Below are 23,824 nucleotides of genomic sequence, written 5' to 3' on the forward strand. Positions count from 1 at the left end.
TCGCCTAGATAGCGTCCAAACCCCCAAAAGTCGCCGGAGCAATTTTCCTATGGCACGTCAGTTTATTTATCACATGTCCGGGCTCAACAAGGCCTACGGCGCAAAGAAGATCCTCGAAAACGTCAACCTGTCCTTCTACCCGGATGCCAAGATCGGTATTCTCGGACCCAACGGGGCCGGTAAGTCCACCGTGCTGCGCATCATCGCCGGCCAGGACAAGGAATTTACCGGTGAAGCCTGGCTCGCCGAAGGTGCGACCGTTGGTTACCTCGAGCAGGAACCGCATCTCGATCCGTCCAAGAACGCCTTCGAGAACGTCATGGAAGGCGTCGCCGACAAGCAGGCCGTGCTCGACCGTTACAACGAACTGATGATGAACTATTCCGACGAGACGGCGGAAGAGGGCGCGAAACTCCAGGACATCATCGATGCCCAAAACCTGTGGGATCTGGAACAGCAGGTCGAGATGGCGATGGAAGCCCTGCGCTGCCCGCCGAAGGATTCGGATGTCACGGTTCTCTCCGGTGGTGAACGTCGCCGTATCGCGCTTTGCCGCCTGCTTCTGTCGCAGCCGGACCTGCTGCTGCTCGACGAACCGACCAACCATCTGGACGCCGAAACCATCGGCTGGCTTGAAAAGCACCTGCGCGCCTATCCCGGCGCCGTGATGATGATCACCCACGATCGCTACTTCCTCGACAACGTCACCGGCTGGATCCTCGAACTCGACCGCGGCCGTGGCATTCCTTACGAAGGCAATTACTCGGCTTACCTGCAGGCGAAGGCCAAGCGCATGCAGCAGGAAAACCGCGAAGAAGCCGGCCGCCAGAAGGCGCTGTCGCGCGAACAGGAATGGATTGCATCGAGCCCGAAGGCCCGTCAGGCCAAGTCCAAGGCGCGTATCAAGGCCTACGAACAGCTGGTGGATGCAGCCGAAGGCATCCGTCCCGGCGACGCGCAGATCATCATCCCCGTCTCCGAGCGTCTCGGCCAGGTGGTCATCGAGCTTGAAGGCGTTACAAAGGGCTTTGAAGGCCGCACGCTGATCAACGACCTCTCGATCAAGCTGCCGCCGGGCGGCATCGTCGGCATCATCGGCCCGAACGGCGCCGGCAAGTCGACGCTGTTCAAGATGATCACCGGCCAGGAACAGCCGGACGGCGGTTCGATCCGCATCGGCGAGACCGTGCATCTCGGGTATGTCGACCAGAGCCGCGATGCGCTGGATGGTTCAAAGACCGTCTGGGAAGAAATCTCCGGCGGTGCCGAAATCATCAAGCTCGGCAAGTTCGACATGAACAGCAGAGCCTATTGCGGCGCCTTCAACTTCAAGGGCGGCGACCAGCAGCAGAAGGTCGGCAACCTCTCGGGCGGCCAGCGTAACCGCGTTCACCTTGCGAAGATGCTGAAGGCGGGCGGCAACGTTCTCCTCCTCGACGAACCGACCAACGACCTCGATACCGAAACGCTCGGCGCGCTCGAAACTGCGCTCGAAAACTTTGCCGGCTGCGCCATCATCATCAGCCATGATCGCATGTTCCTCGACCGTCTGGCGACGCACATCCTCGCCTTCGAGGGCGATGGCCATGTGGAATGGTTCGAAGGCAACTTCGAAGACTACGAACAGGACAAGATCCGCCGCCTCGGCGCAGACGCTCTGAACCCGGGCAGCCAGTCCTACAAGCGCCTGACGCGCTAATTGCTCAAACCCGTAGCGGAACCGCTGCGGGCAGAGGAGCCTCGACAGAAGGCCCGCGTGTTGCAGATGCAAGACGCGGGCCTTTTTCATGAATACGATCACTCGTCATAATAAGGCAGATACTGGCTCGCAGTCGACACGGATCGCAGCCGTGTCGCCAGAACAAAATGCCGCGAACGCGACTATAGTGGGAAAAATCCAACGAAATCTGGCGCGTTTTATCGCTCGTACCCCTGGGGTTTTCCTGAACGGCACGCGGCGATCCGAAGATATACAGATTCGTAAGTATCCGGTGCTACCGTACCCACTCTTGACTGCCATGAGGGGGCAGCGGCTGACGTATTCTGTCTGGTGGGCATGAGGCTTCTCCTGCGGACACAAGGGAGGAGTGCGTCTTGTCGCTACTCGGGAAGCTTTCGTTTCGCAAGTCTCTATCATTGCTCGCACTGGTGCCACTGACGGCCGTGGTCGGGCTGGGCCTGGCCGTGGGGTGGTCGAGCTACGAAAATTATGCGCGGCTGCACCGGGCCGAGGCCATGGCCAAGCTGGCCTATGCCGGCGGCGAGATGATGATGATCATGCCGTTGGAAGGTTCTGTTCCGGCGGCCGACCGGCCAGCTGTGCGGGCAAAAGCCGATGGCGTCTACAAGGACATGATCGAGCAGCTGGATGCGCTGGCGGTGCTGGGCTATGACGATGCCGCGACCCGCAAGCTGCGCGCCGACCTCGAGGCGACCTTCGCCAAGATGCCGGAATACCGCCAGCAACTGGATGCAGGCGATACCAACCCGATCCTGCCGCTGCGTTATGCCCAGCCCGTTGCCTCTGCCGCACTGTCGCTGTCCTCGCGCGCCAGTGGCTTGACGGATGATGTGGCACTTGCCCGCGACATTCGCGGCATCCATGCCTGGATGAAGGTCAACGAGGGGTATCTCGTGCTCAACCGCATGGGGCAGGTCTATATCAAGAACGGGAATTTCACCAGGCCGGAGCAGGCCCGGTTCAACGGAGCCGTGAGCCAGATCCGCAATTTCGACCCACCCTTCCGGGAGTTCGTGGCGCCGGCCATGCTGGGCCGCTACGATGCCTTCTTCACAACGCCTGAAGGCAAGATCATCGTCGATACGATCAAGGCGATGGAAAGTACCGAGGACTTCAAGGGCAAGCCGGAAGATCTGAATTCTTTCATCCAGGCCATGGCCAAGCGTCGGGATCAGGTGGCTGAACTTCTTCGGGAAAACGGCACCAATCTGCTGCAGGGCGCGCAGGCGCGTCTTCAAGACGCCTATCATTCCATGCTGATGATCGTCGGCGGCATGCTGCTGTTTGTCGTCTTCGTGATCATGCTGAGTGCCGGTGTCACGCGCGCGCTGTCGTCCTCTATCCGCGGGGTCAACCGGTCGATGACCGAGCTTGCGGGCGGCGATACGGTGCGTGCTATTCCCTATACCGATCGCAGCGATGAAATCGGTGACATGGCGCAGTCCGTGGAAATCTTCCGTCAGGCAGCGATCCGCAATGCGCAGCTGGAAGCGGAAGCCGTCGGCAGCCGCCAGCGTTCGGAGGCTGAGCGTGCCCAGGTTCAGGCCAAAGCCGAAGCCGAGGCGGAGGAACGCCTCAACCAGGTGACCAGCACGCTTGCCGCCAGCCTTCGCCGTTTGGCTGCCGGCGATATGGGTTGCGAGATCGAAATGCCGCTTGCACCGCAATTTGAAAACCTGCGCGCCGACTTCAACACCTCCGTTCGCCAGTTGCGCGATGCGCTGGTCAGCGTCGGCGGCTCGGTGGCAACGGTGACAAACGGCTCCAAGGAAATCTCTGACGCATCCGACAATCTTGCCAAGCGCACCGAACAGCAGGCGGCTTCGCTGGAGGAAACGGCCGCGGCGCTTGAGGAAATCACCGCCAATGTGGTGGCAACATCGCGGCGTACCAGCGAAGCGCGCGATGTGGTGCGCGATGCTCGCGCCCGCGCCGATCAATCCGGTTCGGTGGTGCGCAATGCCGTCTCCGCCATGCAGCGCATCGAGGAATCCTCGCGCCAGATCAACCAGATTATCTCGGTCATCGATGAAATCGCCTTCCAAACAAACCTTCTTGCCTTGAATGCCGGGGTGGAAGCCGCGCGCGCCGGTGAAGCCGGAAAGGGCTTTGCGGTCGTTGCCCAAGAGGTGCGTGAGCTTGCCCAGCGGTCTGCCAATGCGGCCAAGGAAATCAAGTCGCTGATTTCGAAATCCACCACGGCCGTCTCCGAAGGCGTCAAGCTGGTCAGCGATACGGGTGAGGGGCTTTCGGCCATCGAGCAACTGGTTCAGACCATCAATACCCACATGGATGCCATCGCAACGGCAGCCCATGAACAATCGACCGGGCTTGCCGAGGTCAATACCGCCGTCAACCATATGGACCAAGCCACACAGCGCAATGCGGCGATGGTCGAAGAAATGAACGCCGCCGGTGCAGGCCTTGCCCAGGAAAGCGTGCAACTGTCAGACCTTCTGTCGCGCTTTCGCCTCACGGGCCCTGCAAATGCGCAGCGCCCGGCCACTCCTATGCGCTCCTCGCGGGCGGCCTAGCGCCCGCGTGCGGGGCGCTGTTAAGCCTGCCTTCATCACTCCTCACTTAAGGGCGGCTCGGGCCGCCCTTTTGCTGTCGCGCAGTGGGTTTGCGCTTGTCAGGTGCTCATAAATCACATAAACATATCTTTATGTGTTGATCGTGATTGGAATGCTGTGATGGGTCTGCCGCTGGACAGTCTGGTGGGAATTTTGAAGACGGCGGGCGAACCGACGCGGTTTCGCCTTCTGGCGCTGTTGGCCGGTGGCGACCTGACGGTGAGTGACCTTACCGATATTCTCGGCCAATCCCAGCCGCGCATTTCCCGCCACCTGAAGCTTTTGACCGAAGAGGGCCTGATCGAGCGTTACCAGGAAGGCGCCTGGGCCTATTTCCGGCTGAAACAGGATGGACGTGCAGCCGTTGTCGCGACAAATCTTCTGTCTGCCGTCGATGCGGCCGATCCAGTCCTTGCGCGCGACAGCGAACGGTTGGCCACCGTCAAGCGGGCGCGGGCGGAACGGGCGCAGGCCTATTTCAGCCGCAACGCCTCCGAATGGGACGAGCTTCGCCGGTTGCATGTGAGCGACGCCGATGTGGAAGCAGCACTGCTGCAGATCCTCGGGCCTGATCATGTCGATGCGCTGCTCGATCTCGGCACCGGCACGGGCTGGATTTTGCAGCTGCTGGAGCAGAGTTACCGGCGTGCTGTCGGCATCGATGCCAGCCGCGATATGCTCGCCGTTGCCCGCGCCAATCTCGACAAAGCCGGCATCGTCAAGGCGAGTGTGCGCCATGGCGATATCTTCAACCTGCCGCTTGAGGCAGGCGATTTCGATCTCATCACCATTCATCAGGTGCTGCACTTCCTCGATGAACCCGAGCGCGCCATTGCGGAAGCTGCCCGTGTGCTGCGCCCCGGCGGGCGCCTCGTCATCGTTGATCTGGCGCCGCATGCCTTTGATTACCTGCGTGATGAACACGCGCATCTTCGCCTTGGCTTTTCGCACCAGACGGTGGCGGAATGGCTGGAGAAGCTTGGTCTGACCGTCGGCGAGATCATCGATCTCCAGCCGAAGCAGCAAAAGCCGGCTTCAGCGCTCACCGTCACCATCTGGCTTGCCTCTGCCCCGCTGGCCTTAAAGGCTGAGGCGCCTCAAGGGCGGTCGCGCCAAGTTGCTGCCCCCCGCAAATCCCTTCTGTCGGAAATCGAGCTATGACCACTGTCGCAAACACCTCCCGCAAGGCCCAGCCGTTCCGGCTTTCCTACGAGTTTTTTCCGCCGAAATCGCCGGAGATGGAGGAGCAGCTCTGGCAGACGGTGGAGGAACTGTCCCGCTACAATCCAGATTTCGTCTCCGTTACCTATGGCGCCGGCGGCACGACCAAGGCACCGACCTTTTCGACTGTTGGGCGGATGATCCGCGATATGGGGCTTGCGACCGCCTCGCACCTCACCTGCGTCGATGCCGATCGAGCAGAAACCCATCAGGTGATCGAGGACATGCGCCAGCTTGGCGTGCGCCATATCGTGGCCTTGCGCGGCGATCCGGCAAGCGGCATCGGCACCGCCTATCAGCCGCATCCGGATGGGTATGCCAACGCGGCCGAACTTGTGGTGGGCCTGAAGGAGATCGGTGGTTTTGAGATTTCCGTCTCGGCCTATCCGGAAAAACATCCGGAAAGTGCGGATGTGGCCGGCGATATCGAGATGCTGAAGCGCAAGGCCGATGCCGGCGCCGACCGCGCGCTGACGCAGTTCTTTTTCGACAACGATGTTTTTGAGCGGTATCTGGAACAGGTACGGACGGCCGGCATCACCATTCCGGTTATTCCCGGCATCATGCCGATCCAGAACCTGTCGCAGTTGAGGCGTTTTGCCAGCCGCTGCGGCTCCACGGTGCCGGCGTTCCTCGATGCGCGATTTGAAGGGCTGGACGACAAGCCGGAAGACCGCGCCAAGGTTGCCGCCGACGTGGCCGCCGAACAGATCGAAGACCTGATGCGCCGGGGCCTTGGCGAGTTCCACATCTACACGATGAACCGCGCGGCACTGACCGGCGCGATGCTCGATCGTCTGGGCTATGCCAAGGATGAAAAGCACATGTCCGCAGAAGCAAAGTCTGCACAAGGCCAGTCTGAACAGGAAAAAGCTGAAAAGACGCAGGCCGGGGCGGCGGCCTGAGCCAGGACTTCCAAGGCGGGGGCGGAGATATCCGCCCTTCCAATTTTTGAAGCCGATTTGTCTCTTAAACGACTGCTGAAACGGTCAGCTCAATCGTGGCATGGATTATTCTTTGTCGCGATGCTCAGACAAAGAGCATGGATGCCACGAACACAAACGCTGCACCGACGAGAAGGACATTGAAGGAATGTACGTGTCCCATGTCTGCCTCCTTGCGTTAACACTTGAGATGTAAGTGCATTTTTGAACGCTTGGGAAGCGAATAATGTGCTGCACTGCGGGAACACATATGACGGATTTATGGCGGATCACGCGACAAGCCGCTGTTATGCAAAGATAAATCCGTTAATTAACAGGGTTTACCATCCGTGAACAAATCTGTCCGCGCTGTTAAGAACCGTCACATTGCGTGATGGGGAGGGCCCGGCAGCGGCATGAACGCCCCACAAAAAAACCTCCTGGGAAGACCGCGGGAGGTTTTGCGCGCATAGATAAGGATGATTCCCCGTCTGCCTTATAGCGCGTTCAGAAGCGCTGCGGTGGGCCAGCCATCGGCGGGCATGCCGAGCCGCTGCTGCGCCTTCTGCACGGCCACACGCGTGCCGGAGCCCAGAATGCCATCGATCTTGCCGACATCATGGCCGATGCCGTCGAGCTTCGTCTGCAATACCTTCATCTCGTCGACGCTGAGGCCCGGTTCCGGATTGCCCTTGGCATAAGTCGGCGCACCTGAGAGGCGGGTGGCAAAATAGGCCGCCGACGTCGTGTAGATGAACGACTGGTTCCACGAGAGATAGATCGAGAAGTTGGGATAGGTGATGAAGGCCGGCCCCTTGCGGCCCTGCGGCAGCACGAGTGCGGCGGGAAGCGCGCCAAACGACGTGTTGCCGTCGCGCGGTTTGACGCCGAGCTTGAACCATTCGGCGGCCGGCATTTCGTTGCCAAGACCGCTTTTCTCGTAAGGCAGGCTTTCCGGCAGTTCCACTTCCTGGATCCACGGCTCGCCCGGCTTGAAACCGAGGCTCCTGATGAAGGAGGCGGCCGTCAGGATGGCATCCGGCGCGCTCGTCTTGACGTTGATATGGCCGTCGCCATCGCCATCGACGCCATGTTCGATGATGTCGCGCGGCAGCATCTGTACCTGGCCGATTTCGCCGGCCCAGGCGCCGGTATTGCTCTCAGGATCGAGATCGCCATGCTGCACCATCTCCGTGAGCGCCAGCAACTGCGGGCGAAACAGTTCCGGACGGCGGCAATCATGCGAGAGGGTGACAAGGGCATTTCGCGTGTTGAAATCGCCCTGTACGGCGCCGAAATCGGTCTCCATCGCCCAGAAGGCGGTGATGACGCCAGGGGCTACGCCATATTCCTTCTCGGCCCGCCCAAACACCTCGGCATACTGCTTCATCTTCTGGCGACCGATATCGAGGCGGGCCTGGCTAACGGTGCGCTGCGAAAACTCCAGAAACGTCTGGCGGAACACGCCCTGCGCCCGGTCGCGTGACAGCACTTTCGGATCGATCACGGCACCGGCCAGCGCCCGGTCGGCCGCCTCTGCCGGAACGCCCATGCTAAGCGCTTCAGCCTTCACGCCCTGCAGGAAGGCAGAAAGGTCTCCGCCGCATGCCGGTGGATTCTGGCCAGAGGTTGGCTGGCCAGAGGCTGGCTGAGAAGAGGCTGGCTGGGCAAAGGCCGCGGAGGCGAGAAGCCCCGTCAGGGCAAGGGCAAGCGAGATCGGGCGAACGGAAGGCAAGGGCATGAAAGGTTCCTCTGGCGGGCTTATGCCCCATGTCGGCGAGATTTGTGACGGAAGATGGGCAAAGACCATGCGGCGTCAATGGCGACGCTTCCGAATGTTGCTGAGGGGCGCCTCGCGGACGCTGAAAGGGAGTGCGGATGGGTTTTACGGGCCGACGGAGGCGACCCAGTTGCGCCAGTTCTTTTCCGTGCCGGCAAAAACGTTGATATCAGTGTCGCCCTTGATGCCGGGAACGATGCCGGTGGACGTGTATTGCCAGAAGGCCCATTTGCGCGCCTCGTAGATCTTGGCGGGGTGCGCCGCTACGGAGCGGACCCAGAAATGATAGTCCTGGAACGCGCCGACCAGATTGTCGCGGTGGAAATCGACCGATGTGTAGATGATCGGGCGCTTGCCGTAATAGGCTTCCAGCCGGTCCATGAAGCGCTTCATCTCCGCCCGCACGGTCTCCGGCGCCGGCCAGGTGGTGCAGGTTTTGGACGTGTGGTTCCATTCCACGTCGACCACCGGCGGCAGGCTGCTGGCGGCCTTCGGCACATTGGCGATGAACCAGTCCGCCTGTTCATCAGCGCTCGAGCAGAAATAGTAGAAATGGTAGGGCGCGTGGGCAAGACCGGCTGCTGCCGCATTGCGCCAGTTTGCCTCGAAAGCCGGATCGACCCGGTCCTTGCCTTCGGTTGCCTTGATGAACACGAAGGACACGCCACCGCGCTTGACGGTCGGCCAGTCGATGTCGCCATTCCACTTGGACACGTCGATGCCGTGGATCTCATGGCGATCCGGATGGTTGGCGCCGAAATCCTGCGGGTCGCTGTCTTTAAATTTCGGCTTGGAGATCGATGCCGTCGACATGAAATCATAACTTGTCGAGGTGCAGCCGGTGGCAAGGGCGGCAGTCGCAAGAAGGGCAAAGATGAGCCGAGGCATGGCGCTTCCGTGATGACCGAGGGGACGAATCACTTGTCGGCCACGCCGAATCACCGGGCGCAAACAAGGATGCGAAACGACCTGATAACCATGTCGGCGTAAATATTCCCTTACGCACCAACGATTTGCCGCGCAGCGTTTCAGACGCGCGGCAACGTCATCATGCGCTAAGAAATTCGTGAAATCAAGCGCTTGGCCGCCATCAGCTCCGGCGACGGACGATCGCATGCCAGGCGTAACCACGGCCCGTTGTCTCGAACATCATGTCGGCATCGAACTGCGCAAGGCGGGCCTCGATCGCTTCGGCAAGGTCTGCGCGCGGCGTCACATGAAATCGCGACAGCCAGGCCTGTAGCGATGCGCGAAACCAGACGGGCAGGTTTTCCTGCTGGCCGAAATCGACGATGTGCAGCGAACCGCCGGGCTTCAGCGCACCAAGGGCTGCCGTCAGCGCGCCCTGCCAGTCGGGGATCATCGACAGCGCATAGGAAATGAGGATGCGGTCGAAACCATCCGTGCCGAAATCGGCGGGCGAAAACGTCGTCGCATCTGCCACCTTCAGCATCGGTTCCGCCGCCTTGCCGCGGAAATTGGCGCGGGTGGTGGCGAGCATCTCGCTGGAGATATCGAGGCCATAAAGATGCGCCCGCGGATAAATGCGGTGGGCGAGCAGAAGGTTGCGACCGGTGCCGCAGCCCACTTCCAGAAGCGTGCCATCCTTCGGCACCGCAAGGTCGCGGATCGCCCGATCACGGCCGAGAAGGTAATATTTGCGCGTCAGGTCATAGATATGGCGCTGGTAGCGATACATCCGGTCCATGCGGGCAGCGTGATCGGATGTCGGCCCTGTTCTTGTCCCTGGTCCTGTCCCGCCCAGCGCCGTCATGCCGCTTTCTCATAGATGTGGAAGCCGCCATAGATGGCCGAGCGGTCCTGCAGGTTCAGTTCCCCGGAGCGGGCTTCGAGATAATGCCACTGGTCGCGCAGCGCCGGCGAAAGGCGCCCCTCGATGATGCTCTTTTCGGCCGCGGTGCGGAAGATGACGCGGGCGCCCGGTGCGGCGGTGCGGCTGATTTCTGCCCAGAGATCGTTGAGCTGGCGGTCGTTCATCCAGTCCTGCGCGTCCAGAAGCACATAGCGATCCACGGTGCCGGCGGCCTTTTGCGACAGAAGGTCGGTGAAGGTTTCATGATGCACGGCAACGCGCGACACGTTGTTGCGGATGGTGCGGTAGTTTTCCGCCTTCAGATAGGTCGGCAGGGAACCCTCGTGCGGCAGCGCATAGCGGCGGGCAAACGCCTGCCAGGCGAAATAGTTGTCACGCAGCGGAAAATGGCAGGCAAGTTTTTCCAGCCGCTGGCGCAGAACCGGCGCAATCGAGCCATCCGGCGCAAGGCTTGCCAGCTCGTCATATTGCTGCGGCGGAATGCCAAGGCCGAACAGCGAGCTTTTGGCGCTCGTCAGCCAGCGAATCAACGGCTTGTCGAAGAGAGGCGCGATGCGGGTATCGAAAAACTGCCGCTGTTCGCGCAGCGAGCCCATGGCCGCCATTTCGGTGAGGTTTACGCCATGCATCCGCGCCAAAAGGTGGCCGACAGCGATAAAGCGACCAAGCAGGCCGGTGCGGTAGATATTGCGCTCGAAGACGGAAATGCGGCGTCGCCCGGTGAGGCTGCGCTTCTGCCAGTAGGCCCGCGTTTTGTCATCCAGCTTCGGGGCGATGAACAGATCGAAGGCGCGCGCGTTGGTGCCGGCGTTTTCCGTGGCAAGAAGGCGCACGACATCGGCATGTGAGGGAAGGGCGGCAAAGGCTTGAAGCTTCAGGCGGTTGAGCGCGATATGATGCGGATTGAGATCCACCACGTCGATGGAGCGCGGCGAGCGGGAGAGGTAAGCCAGCATATTGCAGCCGCCGGAGCCGATGGTGACGATGCTGTGGCCTTCAGACAGCGCCATGCCCGCCATGTCGACATCCGGATCCTCCCAGATCTGAGGATAGACAAGGCCGGAAAACAAAAGGCCGAACAGGCGTTCGGAAAGCCCGCTCTTTGACAATGCCTTGTGCTGCAGCAGTGCAGTCTTCAGCTTTCCATTCTTCAGAAATCCGGCTTCCGGTGCAATCTCGGCCATGCTCTATTCCCGTTGCCTCGTCATGAGTGTCAAACGGCTGTAGCCGCTTGCTGCTACAGTTTCATGACGTGTCCTCATGCCGCCGCACTTGCTCCCCAGGCTTGACATCTGGCGGTGCGCTGGAGACGGCATGCCGCCGCCAACAGGAATGATCTGATGCGCCTTGTGCTTCGTCTTGCAAAACTTTCCCTCGTCTTTGTCGCGTTGTTGCTGGTTGCCGGTTTCGTCTGGCTTCAAGCATCGCCGCCCACGCTGTTGCGGGTGGGAAGCGGTTATGCGGCAAAGATTGTCTGCTCGAACGTGTTTCTGGCGGGGCGCGAGCCGGCAGAGGTGCTGTCTGAAGATGTGCAGGCGCCCGGTAATCCGCTGCTGCGGCTGATGCGGGTGAATGTCGAGCGAGATGCGGGCCTTGTCCATGCAGCACTTGTCGGCGGCATCGCGCCGGTGACGGCGATGTACCGTGGAGGGCTCGGGTGCAGCGTGCTGGCGGATGGCGCAAAGCCTGAAAGCCTTGCCGCCGTCAATCTGGCAGCTGATGCGCGCGAATCGTCGACGGAGCCACAAGCTCTCTGGCCGAAAGGTGAGACGGTGACGCCGCGCCCGGATATTTCGGAGATCCTGTCGCGCGATAACCTGACGGGGCCGGGTATGCGGGCCGTGGTGGTGGTGAAAGACGGTCGTATCGTCGCAGAGCGCTACGGCAAGGGTTTCGATGCAAAGACGCCTCTCCTTGGCTGGTCGATGACGAAGACGGTGAATGCCGCCCTCATCGCCACGCTGGTGCGCGATGGGCGCATCTCGCTCGACGAAAACAACCTGTTTCCCGCATGGAAGGGCGACGCGCGCGCAAAAATCACCGTTGCGCAACTGCTCGGCATGGAAAGCGGTCTTGCCTTCAACGAGGACTATGGCACCGTGGCGGATGTCACGCGGATGCTGTTTCTGGAGCCGGATATGGCCGGCTTTGCCGCAAGCCTGCCCCTTGCCGAGAAACCCGGCACGGAGTTCAACTATTCCTCCGGTACGGCCGTTCTTCTGTCGCGCATCTGGATGGACCGGCTCGGCAATGCTGAGCAGGCGCTGGCCTATCCGCGCAAGGCGCTGTTTGAGCCGCTGGGGATGGGGAGCGCGGTGTTTGAACCGGACGAGTCGGGAACCTTTGCCGGCAGTTCCTACATGTATGCGACGGCGCGTGACTGGGCGCGCTTCGGGCTTCTTCTGCCAGACAAAGGTGTCTGGCAGGGCCGCACCATCCTGCCGGCGGATCTGGTCGAGGATATGTGGCGTGCGAACGCGACATCCGGCGGGCGTTATTCCCGCATTCAGACATGGCTTGCGTCTCGGAGGGCGGGGGAGGGGGCTGCTGTACCGAACGACCAGTTTGCGCTGCAAGGCCATGACGGTCAGAGCGTCACAGTCATTCCTTCAAAACGGCTGGTGGTTGTGCGTCTCGGCCTGTCTCCGGCATCAACAGGATATCGGCCGGGCGCGCTGGTTCAGGCAGTAACGCAGGCGCTGGAGTAACCGCGCCTTATACCGGTTATTTCAGGACGTAGAGCATGTCCTTGCGCTTGGCATCGTAATAATAGCCACGGGCATAAAGGCCGATTGCGTCATCCGGCTCGTTATCGGCCACCAGCCAGGCGCCACGCAGGTATTTGATGGCGTATTTCAGATTGGTTTCGGCATCGAGCAGGCCTTCCGGCGTGCCGCCATATCCCATCGACTTTGCCGTGGAATACTTGATCTGCATGAGGCCGAAATAACCGCGCTTGTTGTAAGCCTTCGGGTCGTAGCGGCTTTCGCGATGCACGACGCGGTGCACGAGCGATTCCGGCACGCCATACATGCCGGCATAACGCTTGATCAGCTTGTTCAGCGTGGGCGTGCTGGCCTCTGCCGTTTCCGGCACGGGAGCACCGGGCGCCGGCGGGAAGAAATCGTTGGAGACCGAAGACAGTGGCTGGGCAGGCGATGCATAAGCCAGCATCGAAGAGGTGCTGGACGAGGCAGGGCGCGGACGCGGCGTCGGAATGGCGGCGTAGCCTTCCGAGACGTCGGCGGGAATGCCGAGATGTTTTTCCTCGGGCTTTTGTGTCGAGCGCAAGGAGGCGGTCTGGAGATCAGGCGAAATATCCTGACGCGACCTGGAAAGCGGGGATGCCGCAACCGGGGCCGTCATGGTGTTGGCCGTTGTGGTGGCCACATTGATGGCTTCCATGGCGCCCGTTGTCTGCATCGATGTGGGAGCCACGGCGAGCGCCGGCGTCACCACGGGCATTTCTGAGGCCTGCGCGAGGGCGGCGCGCACCGCATCGTTTTGCGCGGCAATGGCCGATTGGCCGGTCGGAAGCGCCACGGCGTGAACCCGGCCACCTTTTTCAGCAACGGTCATGATCGAGCCGGCCGGTGCCTCCACAGGCCCGCCGGTCGCAGCCGCCGCTGCAGCGGCAATGGAAATGCGCCCGGTCTTGGTTGCCGACTGTTGTCCTGCGGTTTGCTCAGCGGCAGGTGCCCCCGCCGAAGCGACGTCCGCAGACTGTTCGGTGGTGTCAGCTGCCTTGTTGGAAGCCGTTTCCACGCTCGAGCAGCCGGAAACAGCCCCGCAAATCGCAAACGCCACAACCGCGTTGCAACCGAAAATTCGGGTTATCGCCATGGTCTCACTTTCACGAAGATGATTGTCCCAGCCTGCAAGTGCCCCTCAAATCTAAAGATTTCTTAACTTATCCGAACGCCTGCGGCAAGCCCGAGGATTTTATGCGGCAATTCGGCGGTAACCGGCGCTGACGGCGCGGCGCGCGATGAAGCGCGTGCGCGGGGTGGCGGAGGCCGCGTTCTTCAGGCTTACAAGCCGCATCTTGCGGGTGCTGCGCCCGGCAAGCAGCACCTGCAACAGGCCAGATGCGATGGCTGCCATGGCAAAACCCGCAGCGGCCTGAAGCGCCAACCGTTCCGTTGTCCCCGACGAATCAGCCAGATGAACCAGAAGTGCGGCAAAGGCGATGGCAAGGCCCGGGCGCACCTGGGCGATAAGGCAACGGCCCATGCCGCGCACAAGAGATTTCTCGCGAAGGTTGTCATTATCGGCGGCGCGCTGGCGAATGCCCTGCTGCAGGCCCTTGCCGACATAAAGCGCAAGATAGGCAAGGGCTGCCCAGCCAAGCGTTTCATGCATGCTGCGCAGCGACACCGAGAGCCAGAGGAAGATCGCAAATCCTGCCGCAAACGACAGGAAGGAACCGGCAGTCATGGCCGGAACAAGCGCCATTGCCCGCGGTTTGCCGCGAGCAATGGTATAGGCCGCCAGAAAACGGCTGGATGCCGAAGGCAGATATAGCGTCAGCAGGCAGAGCACTGAAAATATCAGGATCGCCTCGATGCTCATGTCGTCTCCTCCGCATCAATCTCCACACAAGACCGGTCTTTCCTCGCGGGCCGGCCACGGTTTCGATCACGCCGCCCGGAAAGGCTGCCCGATGAAGTTCATGACGTCACCGAACCAGGGGGTGGAGAGATCGAAATGCTTGCCACCCTTGATACGCGGGAATTCGATCGTGCGCAATTTCCCATTCTGGTCTTCGTCATGACCCGTCACGCCGGATATGCCGTTCAGCGCGCTTTCGACGGCCAGATCCACCATGCCCTGGATGAGGCGCAGGTCCTGCTGGTTTGCCGGGGCCGAGCGGGCGTAATAGCCGGATTTCTGCACCATCGAGCGTTCCGCATGCAAAAGCGAGGCAAAATGCGTCTGGAACCAGTTGCCGACATTGATCGTGTCGATCTTCACGTGACCAAACGCATCGCGCTTGACCTTTTCGCCGGAGGCTTCGCGCTCGGCAACGATGGTTTCCAGGCCGGCGCCTTCCGAGACGAACAGCGTCACGAAGCCGCAGGTATCCATGATGCCGCGCAGACGCTCGGCTTCCGCTTCCAGGTCGAAGGCCATCTCGGGCAGGTAGAGCCCGTCGATGTTCTTCATCTGGGTGTTCATCATGAAGCCTTCGACATATTCATTGTTGCACGTGTCCTGGATATAGGCGCGCGCGGTGGCCGCCGTCAGCCAGCCGCAGTGGCGGCCCATCACCTCATGGATGACCAGCGTGCGCGGGGCTGCACTCTGCTCGTTGCTGACATGATCGAAGAAATGCGCGCCGACTTCGGCCGCCGTCCACGCACCGAGCGACTGGCGGATGGGCACCACGTCATTGTCCACCGTCTTCGGCAGGCCAACGACGGTGAGGTCATAACCGTTTTCAGCGAGATAGGCGGCAAGGTCGGCGGCCGTCGTATTGGTATCGTCGCCGCCGATCGTGTGGAGAATGGTCACGCCATCGGCTGCCAGCCGGTCGGCGGCAACCTTCAGCGGGTTCTCGCCTTCCTTGACCAGGCCGCGCTTGACGCAGTCGGCGGCATTGGTGAGCTTCACCCGGCTGTTGCCGATCGGCGAGCCGCCATATCGGTGAAGAAGATGGGCACCCTCGCGCATGGTCTGGTTGATCTCGATTCGATCTCCCAGCAGCACGCCCTGATAGCCGGAACGGTAGGCGACAAGCTCCAGTTCGGGGGCGATGTCGCTATAACGCTCGATCAAACCGCCCACTGCCGATGACAGGCATGGAGCAAGCCCTCCTGCTGTCAGCATTGCCACTTTCTGCTTGGCCATCGAACCTCCTTGGCGCCGTTGCGCCTTGCCATGAACTGGCAAAGGGATGCGACAGAGCTTTGCGGCTGTAAAGTGAATTTCTCAAGAAAATCCGGCATTTCGCAGCTTTTCTGGAACGCTTGCGGATTTAATCGGTTCAAATATGAGATGAGGAACAGGGGCGCTGCCGGCGCCGTTCCACGTCACCCGGATTGCGGCCGGCCGCTGTGCCGGACTGCGACGTTTTGGCTTCTTGCTGAACCGGGCACAAACCAATCCCGTAAGGGTGAACAAAGTTTAACCCGACCTTCGCCGGCTTGCGCTTGCCAAGGGTTCCAGAATTTGGTCAGGTGCAGCATGATTTTAGATTTTGCATGCCTTCAACTGACGAACTTGTGGGAGCGACTGCTGGGCAGTGTCGGCGACGCCGCCCACAATGCGCTGTCGCGCGTCGTGGAGGCTATCCGTACACTGTTCGAAGGCGATCCGGAAACCCGTCGCAAGGTGTCCTTCTCGGTTGCCATCATCGCGCTGTCTGCCAAGATGGCCAAGGCCGATGGTGCCGTGGTTGCCTCCGAAGTGGAGGCATTTCGCCAGATTTTTGATTTTCCGGAAGAGGAAGCGCGAAACGTCGCGCGCCTCTACAATCTCGCGCGCCAGGATGTCGCCGGCTACGAGGCCTACGCCGAAAAGCTTGCGGGCCTTTGCGGATCCGGCGAGCAAAACTGCCAGATGCTGGAAAACGTCGTCGACGGCCTCTTTCACATCGCCAAGGCTGACGGCATGGTGCATGAGAAGGAGCTGGATTTCCTGGCCCGCATCGCCGAAATCTTCCACATCGACGAGGATCACTTCCGCCGCATTCTTGCCCGCCACGTGGAAGTCGATGGGGGCAATCCGTATCTCATCCTCGGCGTTTCGCCGGAGGATGATTTTGCCGAGATCCGCAAGCGCTATCGCCGGCTGGTGTCCGAACATCATCCCGACAAGCTGATTGCGCGCGGCGTGCCCGAAGCGCTGCATGCGGCCGCCAACGAGCGCATGGCAGCCCTCAATGCCGCCTATGCGGCGATTGAACGGGAACGCAAGGCCGCATGAAACTGGTGCCCGATTTCGAAGGCGCAAGGGTCGATCCCTCGCCCAACCATGGCGAACGCGTCGGCGGTGTCGCGCCCGACATGATCATCCTGCATTACACCGGCATGGCCGATCACGGGCAGGCGATCTCGTGGCTCAAAAATATCGAAAGTCAGGTCTCCAGCCATTATTTCGTCTGGCCGGATGGTCGCGTGGTGCAGATGGTGCCGGAAGCGCGCCGCGCCTGGCATGCCGGCAAAAGTGTCTGGGCCGACGAGACGGATATCAATTCCCGCTCCATCGGCATCGAAATCGCCAATGCCGGCCATCCCGGCGGCCTGCCAGCCTATCCCGATGAACAGATCGAGGCTGTGATTGCACTCTGCCGCGATTGTGCCGCCCGCTGGTCGATCCGCCCGGAACGGGTGCTCGGCCACTCGGACGTCGCGCCGAAGCGCAAGGTCGATCCCGGCGAGAATTTTTCGTGGGAAAGGCTTTTTCGCGCCGGCATCGGTCATTGGGTCGAGCCGAGCCCGATCCGCAGCGGCCGGTTTTTCCAGCGTGGTGAAAGCGGCCAGCCGGTGGAGGCGCTGCAGGGCATGTTGGCGCTCTACGGTTACGGCATCGAGATCACCGGCGAGTTCTGCGAAAAGACCGAAGGGGTGGTCGAAGCCTTCCAGCGGCATTTCCGTCAGGAAAGGGTCGATGGCATTGCCGACATGTCGACCATCGAGACGCTGCATCGGCTTCTGTCGCACCTGCCGCGCTACGGTGCTTCCGCCTGATCCTTCCGCTCAAGGTTACGGTCTGCTCTGCTGCGACCGTTTCGCCTCTTTAAACCGGCGCGCAAACCGCTATCAGTGCGCCACGGATTTTTAAGCAACAGGGCAGGCGAGAGGCGATCATGACGCCGGACTTCAAATACATCATCATCGGTAGGGGCATGATGGGGGCAGCTGCCGCCCGCCACCTGACGCAGTGGACAGACGGCGTGGCGCTGATCGGCCCGGACGAACCGGCGGATGCAAAAACCCACCCGGGCGTTTTTGGCAGCCATTACGACGAGGCGCGAATCACCCGTACCATCGATTCTAACCCGGTCTGGGCGCGCCTCGCCAACCGCTCCATCGCCCGCTATGGCGAAATCGAACGCGACAGCGGCATCCGCTTTTATCACGGCGTTGGTTGCCTCATGGTCGGGCCGGACCCGGCCACCGGTCACACCTATATCAACGGCACCCTGAAGGCGGCTGAAACGCTCGGCGTCGAAACCGCTTCGATGGACGATACATCCCTTGCCGAAAATTTTCCCTGTTTCGGTTTCGAACCGGCCTGCCACGGTGTTTTCGAGGCTGCAAACGCCGGTTACGTGAACCCGCGCGCGCTGGTTTCGGCCCAGTCGCTGCTGGCCGAACGCCAGGGTGCTCGGAAAACCGCGGAGACGGTGGTGTCTGTGCGCGAGGAGGGCGGGCTTGCCGTGGTATTGACCGCAGAAGGCAAGATCTATCGCGCCGAAAAGGCGCTGGTGGCCGCCGGTGGCTTTTCCATCGCGGAAAATCTCATGGCGCGCCCGGTCGATATGGCGGTTTATGCCCGCACGGTCACTTTCTTCGAGATCCCCGACGAGGAACTGCCGCAGTTTGCCGGCATGCCCTCCCTGATCTACGAGCCGCGCGACAGCCGCAACCACATCTATATGCTGCCGCCGGTGCGTTATCCCGATGGCAAGACCTACCTGAAGATCGGCGGCGATCCCGACGACATTCTGCTGACGCGCGATGAAGACATGCGCGCCTGGTTCCGCTCCGGCGGGCGCGAGAGCGTGCGCGATCATCATGCCGGCATCATCGAAACACTGGTGCCCGGCATAGATGTCACACGCATCTCGACGGGCGCCTGCGTCGTCTCGAAGACCCCGAGCGGCTATCCCGCCATCGGCTATACGGAGAGCCCGGCGGTTGCCGTTCTGACCGGCGGCTGCGGGGCGGCCGCCAAAAGTTCCGATGAGATCGGCCGTCTCGGTGCCGAACTGCTCCACAGGGGCCGGATCGAGGATGAGGTCTATGGCGTCTCCTTCGCACCGGATTTTGCCTGAGCTGCTTTCGTCTTTCCGGTGGCATTCGGCTTTCAAACCGTCTAAGGAGCCCCTGCCAGTTGGCCGGGCAGCCGCGCTTTACCAATGCCGAAAGGCGGTAGGGTGAGGAAAGTCCGGGCTCCACGGAAATACGGTGCCGGATAACGTCCGGCGGGGGTGACCCTAGGGAAAGTGCCACAGAAAGGAAACCGCCCCGCCTGCTGTTGTGCTCTGGTTTGAGCGCAAGAGCTGGCGGGGTAAGGGTGAAAGGGTGGGGTAAGAGCCCACCGCGGGACTGGCAACAGGACCGGCATGGTAAACCCCACCGGGAGCAAGACCGAATAGGGATGACGCGGGTGCTTTTTGCACTACAGCCTGTTTCCGGGCCAGTCATCCGGGTGGGTTGCGTGAGGCGGCGTGTAAACGCCGTCCCAGATGAATGGCTGCCACGTTCCGGTGCTTGCACCGGTGCCATACAGAACCCGGCTTACAGGCCAACTGGCGATTTCATTTTTTATCCGTTGCGACCGGAGGGCGGTTTCGCTCTCCGGTGCTTCGTCATGTGCTTCTGGTTGCGCTAACGCTGCGGTGCGGTAAAACCTTAAATATCGTTAGGGTTGTGCTCTGCATAGTGACAGGCACTCGGGTTTTTGCAAATGTTGTCGTGATGGCAACGACTTAACCGGCTTTCCCCGTCCTCTCCCGGCCGTGTTTGCGGCGGTCTCTGGGAAGTTCTCGCTAACCCTTTGTTAAACTTAACAGGTTATAAATAATTCAGGTTGCCACGGTCCGGTGTGGCGGCTTCCCATTGACGCCCATATGGTCCCATGTTATCCCAATTCCACACTGCGAGCGGGCAGATAGGTGCCCTTTCATCGGACAGTTTCGGAGCGCTCCCGCAAGGGGGAACCGGACGGAATGTGTTCCGTCTGAACGGCTCGGTTGTGTCCGGTGGCTTGCGTAATGTGGGGTGTAATTTCGCTCTGCTAATAAATGGGCCGGGTGTTTGGCGTTATGAACCGCTTCTTGTCCAATGCGACGAACAGGATCGATGCGAAGGGGCGGGTTTCCGTGCCTGCGCCGTTTCGAGCCGTGCTCGCGCAGCGGGATATCCAGGAGCTTTATTGTCTCCAGGATCTTGTGTTTCCGGCGGTGAGCGTCGGCGGTCCGGATTTGCTCGAGCGGTACGAGCGCCAGATCGCCCAGGCGGACCCGTTCTCGCCGGAGGCCAATGCGATGTCGCTGCTGGTTCACGGCGGCGGCGTCTATATGCGGCTCGATGCGGAAGGCCGGCTGATGGTCACGGATTTTATTCGCGACTTCACCGGCGTGACGACGGAAGTAACCTTCGTCGGCCGCTCGGATCATTTTCAGCTTTGGCAGCCGCAGGCGTTCCACGAGGCGCAGGCGGCGGCAAGAGCGGGGCGGGCCACGTTTGCGGCGCGTCCTGCATAAGACAGGGGATCGGAATGGCGGCTAATCCTGGCGACGGAATTTCCGAGGCCGATGGCGGACCGATGCGCCACATTCCGGTGATGCTGGGAGAAGTGCTTTCGGCACTTGCTCCGGCCCCCGGCAAGACTATTCTCGATGGTACATTCGGGGCCGGCGGCTATACCCGCGCGATCCTGTCCACCGGTGCTGATGTCGTTGCCCTCGACCGCGATCCCAATGCGATTGCGGCCGGACAGGCGATGGTCACGGAATTTGATGGCCGCCTGACGCTGCACGCCACCCGTTTTTCACGCCTTGCCGACCACGCGCCCGAAGAGGGGCTCGATGGCGTCGTGCTCGACATCGGCGTTTCCTCCATGCAGATCGATGAAGCCGAGCGCGGATTTTCCTTCCAGCGCAACGGCCCGCTCGACATGCGCATGTCGTCGTCGGGCGTTTCTGCGGCCGATGTCGTCAACCGGGCAAAACCCGGCGATCTCGCCCGCATCTTCGGTTTTCTGGGTGAAGAAAAGCAGGCTGGGCGCATTTCGCGCGCCATTGAAAAGCGCCGTGCGTCCGAGCTTTTCGTTACCACGCGTGACCTTGCCAACCTCATCGAGACCGTTAATCCGCGCAAGGCCAAGGACAAGATCCACCCGGCCACCCGTGTTTTCCAGGCGCTGCGCATCTTCGTGAATGACGAGTTGGGCGAGCTTGCCCGCGCGCTGTTTGCCGCCGAACGGGCGCTGAAGCCCGGCGGTCGTCTCGTCATCGTCAGCTTCCATTCGCTGGAAGACCGTATCGTCAAGCGTTTCCTCGCCGACCGGTCCGGCCGCGCCACCGGCTCGCGCCATATGCCGATGGTGGAGGAAAAGGCTGCCGTGTTCGAGCCGATCGGCAAGGGCATGCAATCTGCGACGGAAGCCGAGGCCGAGATCAATCCGCGCGCCCGCTCCGCCAAGCTGCGTGCCGCGTTCCGCACGGCCGCTCCGCCCGCCGCAGCCGACCTTTCCATCTTCGACCTGCCTGATCTTGCCAGCCTCGACAAGTTGGGAGCCTGACCATGTTGCGAAGCTTCGACCTGATCCTGATCGGCGTGATGACGGCAACCGCCGTCGTCACCTACAGCATCAAGCACCGCGCCGAACTGAAGCTGGAGGAGGTCCACCGCATCGAGACGGAAATCCGGCTTGAGCGCGACACGATCGATCTTCTGAAGGCCGACTGGGCGCTGCTGACGCAGCCGAACCGTCTGCACCGGCTGACCGCCGTCTACCAGTCGGAACTCGATCTTGTGCCGACCGAATCGACGCAGCTTGCCATGCCCAAGGAACTGCCGATGCCGAAATCGCAGCTGCCGCAGCCGGAAACCACCATCGAGCAGTTAATCGCTGGCAATGATCCGGCCGTGGCGGCTGCCATTGCAGGTGTCGACAAGGCAAAGGCCTCCAAGCCAGAACCGCACATTCCCGTGCCCCTGCCGCGCGGGGCCTCTTCCGTCGATGTCATTTCAACCGGATCGGTGAGGCGCTGATGTCCTTCCTCTCCCGTGTCATGGTGCTCAAGAGCCGGGCCCATTTTTCCGCCGGTGCCCGCGGCGTCAATTTTTCGCAGCGTGGCCCAAGCTTTGAAGGCGTGCGCAAGCGGCGCAACGGCCAGACCCGCACCCGCGTCGGCATCATCATCGGCGGTTTCGCCATCATGTACTGCGTGATCGGCGGCAAACTCATCTATTACGGCACGATGCAGCCCGAGGCGACGTCGAGCATCATGCCGGCCGACCGGCTGATGGCCTCGCGCCCGGACCTTTTGGACCGCAACGGCGAAGTGCTGGCGACCGACATCCGCACGGTCTCGCTGTTTGCCGAGCCGCACAAGATCGTTGATCCCGACGAGGTGATCGAAAAGCTGCGCACCGTTCTGCCGGATATCGACAGCCGCCAGATCTACAACAAGCTGTCGTCGAAATCGCGCTTCCAGTGGTTGCGTCGCCAGCTGACGCCGAAGCAGCAGAGCCAGATCCTGGCGCTCGGCATTCCCGGCATCGGCTTTCGCCCGGAAAAGCGCCGGTTTTATCCAGGTGGCCCGACGGCTGCCCATATCGTCGGTTACGTCAATATCGACAACCGCGGCGTGGCCGGCATGGAGCGTTATGTCGACAGCCAGGGTCTTGCCGATCTTGCCGCCGTCGGCATGACCAGCAGCCAGCCGCTCGAGCCCGTGCATCTGTCCATCGACGTGCGCGTACAGGCGATCCTGCGCGAAGTGCTGATGTCAAACATCACCAAGTTCAAGGCCAAGGGCGCCGGCGGCGTGGTGCTCGATGCCAATACCGGCGAAGTGCTGGCGATGGCGTCCGCGCCCGATTTCGATCCCAACGATCCGGCTGGCGGCAGCGAAGACGGCTGGCTGAACCGCATGTCGAACGGCACATTCGAGATGGGCTCCACCTTCAAGTCGTTTACGCTGGCCATGGCGCTCGACAGCGGCAAGGCCTCGATCAACGACATGTTCGATGCCCGTTATCCGATCCGCATCGGCGGTTACACGATCAAGGACTTTCACGGCCAGAGCCGCATGCTGAGCGTGCCGGAAATCTTCCAGTATTCCTCCAATATCGGCACCGCCAAGATGGCCGACGTGGTGGGCATCGACGGGCACAAGGCGTTTCTGACCAAGATGGGGCTGCTCAGCAAGATGCAGACGGAACTGCCGGAAGTGGCCATGCCCAGCCAGCCGCGCGAGTGGAAGAAGATCAACTCCATCACGATCTCCTTCGGCCATGGCGTGGCAACCACGCCGCTGCAGACGGCAGTGGCGGGTGCGGCTCTCGTCAATGGCGGACGCCTGATCGAGCCGACCTTCCTGCCGCGCACGCGTGCTCAGGCGGATGAGGTGGCAAAAACCGTCATTCGACCGCAGACCAGCGAGAACATGCGTTATCTGTTCCGCTGGAACGGTGTCAAGGGATCGGGCAAGAACGCACTGGTGGATGGCTTCAATGTTGGTGGCAAGACGGGCACGGCCGACAAGGTCATCAATGGCCGTTACAACCACGACCACAACTTCAACGCCTTCCTGGCCGCCTTTCCGATCGACAAGCCACAATATGTCGTGCTGACCTTCATCGACGATCCGCGCAGCGAAACCGACCGTGCAGTGCTCGCCGGTAACAGCGCCGCACCGATGGTGAAGGAAATCATCCGCCGTTCCGCCGCAATTCTCGGTGTAAAACCGCTTTTCGGGGAAGATGGGTCAGCCACTCTGGTGTCCTATTAGGCCATAATGACTGCACCCGACGATTCGCAGCCCAGAGTTTGGGTTGCAGCTGAGAGAGG

19 protein-coding genes and 1 other RNA gene are annotated in these 23,824 nt (G+C 61.3%); 13 read left to right on the plus strand and 7 right to left on the minus strand.

Translation table 11 applies throughout. The features are described 5' to 3' along the window. Positions 1-49 precede the first annotated feature (49 nt). The 4 genes from ettA to metF all read left to right on the plus strand — a co-directional run bounded on the left by ettA (position 50) and on the right by metF (position 6,440). Complete coding sequence (gene ettA, locus AC4CWH_RS04195; RefSeq protein WP_491320519.1) at positions 50-1,699, plus strand: energy-dependent translational throttle protein EttA; 1,650 nt, start codon at positions 50-52, stop codon at positions 1,697-1,699. A 395-nt stretch (positions 1,700-2,094) separates the two neighbouring features. Further along, complete coding sequence (locus tag AC4CWH_RS04200) at positions 2,095-4,275, plus strand: methyl-accepting chemotaxis protein (protein ID WP_491320520.1); 2,181 nt, start codon at positions 2,095-2,097, stop codon at positions 4,273-4,275. Between the two features lie 159 nt (positions 4,276-4,434). Continuing rightward, positions 4,435-5,475, plus strand: coding sequence for an ArsR/SmtB family transcription factor (locus tag AC4CWH_RS04205; protein WP_491320521.1), 1,041 nt, complete (start codon positions 4,435-4,437; stop codon positions 5,473-5,475). Then, the gene (gene metF, locus AC4CWH_RS04210) at positions 5,472-6,440 is read left to right on the plus strand and encodes a methylenetetrahydrofolate reductase [NAD(P)H] (RefSeq protein ID WP_491320522.1); all 969 of its coding nucleotides are present in this window, start codon (positions 5,472-5,474) and stop codon (positions 6,438-6,440) included. Before AC4CWH_RS04205 ends, metF begins: the two co-directional genes overlap by 4 nt. Before the next feature lie 514 nt (positions 6,441-6,954). Here metF and AC4CWH_RS04215 read toward each other — a convergent pair. The 4 genes from AC4CWH_RS04215 to AC4CWH_RS04230 form a co-directional block, all read right to left on the minus strand. Next, a complete protein-coding gene (locus tag AC4CWH_RS04215; RefSeq protein WP_491320523.1) occupies positions 6,955-8,199 on the minus strand; it encodes a lytic murein transglycosylase in 1,245 nt (414 codons plus the stop codon). Positions 8,200-8,343: 144 nt separating this feature from the next. Continuing rightward, positions 8,344-9,126 (minus strand): glycoside hydrolase family 25 protein, encoded by a 783-nt coding sequence (locus tag AC4CWH_RS04220; RefSeq protein ID WP_491320524.1) that lies wholly within the window; start codon positions 9,124-9,126, stop codon positions 8,344-8,346. 202 nt (positions 9,127-9,328) lie between these two features. Then, positions 9,329-10,012, minus strand: coding sequence for a class I SAM-dependent methyltransferase (locus AC4CWH_RS04225; protein WP_491320525.1), 684 nt, complete (start codon positions 10,010-10,012; stop codon positions 9,329-9,331). Beyond that, entirely contained in the window at positions 10,009-11,256 is a 1,248-nt protein-coding gene (locus tag AC4CWH_RS04230) for a BtaA family protein (protein ID WP_491320526.1), read from the minus strand. The genes AC4CWH_RS04225 and AC4CWH_RS04230 overlap by 4 nt, the downstream gene beginning before the upstream one ends. A gap of 156 nt (positions 11,257-11,412) precedes the next feature. On the opposite strand from AC4CWH_RS04230, the gene AC4CWH_RS04235 reads away from it, so the two are divergent. Continuing rightward, positions 11,413-12,780, plus strand: coding sequence for a serine hydrolase domain-containing protein (locus AC4CWH_RS04235; RefSeq protein WP_491320527.1), 1,368 nt, complete (start codon positions 11,413-11,415; stop codon positions 12,778-12,780). Between the two features lie 16 nt (positions 12,781-12,796). Here AC4CWH_RS04235 and AC4CWH_RS04240 read toward each other — a convergent pair whose 3' ends face one another. The 3 genes from AC4CWH_RS04240 to AC4CWH_RS04250 form a co-directional block, all read right to left on the minus strand. After that, complete coding sequence (locus tag AC4CWH_RS04240; protein WP_491320528.1) at positions 12,797-13,915, minus strand: transglycosylase SLT domain-containing protein; 1,119 nt, start codon at positions 13,913-13,915, stop codon at positions 12,797-12,799. Positions 13,916-14,014: 99 nt separating this feature from the next. Next, the gene (locus tag AC4CWH_RS04245) at positions 14,015-14,644 is read right to left on the minus strand and encodes a hypothetical protein (RefSeq protein ID WP_491320529.1); all 630 of its coding nucleotides are present in this window, start codon (positions 14,642-14,644) and stop codon (positions 14,015-14,017) included. 66 nt (positions 14,645-14,710) lie between these two features. Next, a complete protein-coding gene (locus tag AC4CWH_RS04250; protein WP_491284390.1) occupies positions 14,711-15,922 on the minus strand; it encodes a pyrophosphate--fructose-6-phosphate 1-phosphotransferase in 1,212 nt (403 codons plus the stop codon). Between the two features lie 336 nt (positions 15,923-16,258). Here AC4CWH_RS04250 and AC4CWH_RS04255 point away from each other — a divergent pair, with 336 nt between their 5' ends. From AC4CWH_RS04255 to AC4CWH_RS04290, 8 genes are all read left to right on the plus strand, one after another. After that, complete coding sequence (locus AC4CWH_RS04255; protein ID WP_491320530.1) at positions 16,259-16,999, plus strand: tellurite resistance TerB family protein; 741 nt, start codon at positions 16,259-16,261, stop codon at positions 16,997-16,999. Next, on the plus strand, positions 16,996-17,763 hold the full coding sequence (locus AC4CWH_RS04260; RefSeq protein ID WP_491320531.1) for an N-acetylmuramoyl-L-alanine amidase: 768 nt from the start codon (positions 16,996-16,998) through the stop codon (positions 17,761-17,763). Before AC4CWH_RS04255 ends, AC4CWH_RS04260 begins: the two co-directional genes overlap by 4 nt. A gap of 119 nt (positions 17,764-17,882) precedes the next feature. Then, positions 17,883-19,073 carry an NAD(P)/FAD-dependent oxidoreductase gene (locus AC4CWH_RS04265; protein WP_491320532.1) on the plus strand — a complete coding sequence of 397 codons (1,191 nt, stop codon included), beginning with the start codon at positions 17,883-17,885 and terminating at the stop codon, positions 19,071-19,073. Between the two features lie 55 nt (positions 19,074-19,128). Further along, an RNA gene (gene rnpB / locus AC4CWH_RS04270) (RNase P RNA component class A) lies at positions 19,129-19,558 on the plus strand. Between the two features lie 508 nt (positions 19,559-20,066). Next, positions 20,067-20,507: a division/cell wall cluster transcriptional repressor MraZ gene (gene mraZ / locus AC4CWH_RS04275; RefSeq protein ID WP_491284394.1), complete on the plus strand. Its 441-nt coding sequence runs from the start codon at positions 20,067-20,069 to the stop codon at positions 20,505-20,507. Positions 20,508-20,521: 14 nt separating this feature from the next. Further along, positions 20,522-21,547 (plus strand): 16S rRNA (cytosine(1402)-N(4))-methyltransferase RsmH, encoded by a 1,026-nt coding sequence (gene rsmH / locus AC4CWH_RS04280; RefSeq protein ID WP_491320533.1) that lies wholly within the window; start codon positions 20,522-20,524, stop codon positions 21,545-21,547. Positions 21,548-21,549: 2 nt separating this feature from the next. Then, positions 21,550-22,020 (plus strand): cell division protein FtsL, encoded by a 471-nt coding sequence (gene ftsL, locus AC4CWH_RS04285; protein ID WP_491284396.1) that lies wholly within the window; start codon positions 21,550-21,552, stop codon positions 22,018-22,020. Further along, positions 22,020-23,765: a peptidoglycan D,D-transpeptidase FtsI family protein gene (locus tag AC4CWH_RS04290; protein WP_491320534.1), complete on the plus strand. Its 1,746-nt coding sequence runs from the start codon at positions 22,020-22,022 to the stop codon at positions 23,763-23,765. Before ftsL ends, AC4CWH_RS04290 begins: the two co-directional genes overlap by 1 nt. The last annotated feature ends 59 nt before the right edge of the window (positions 23,766-23,824 follow it).

This window comes from Neorhizobium sp. PAMB6716 (genome assembly GCF_058242805.1).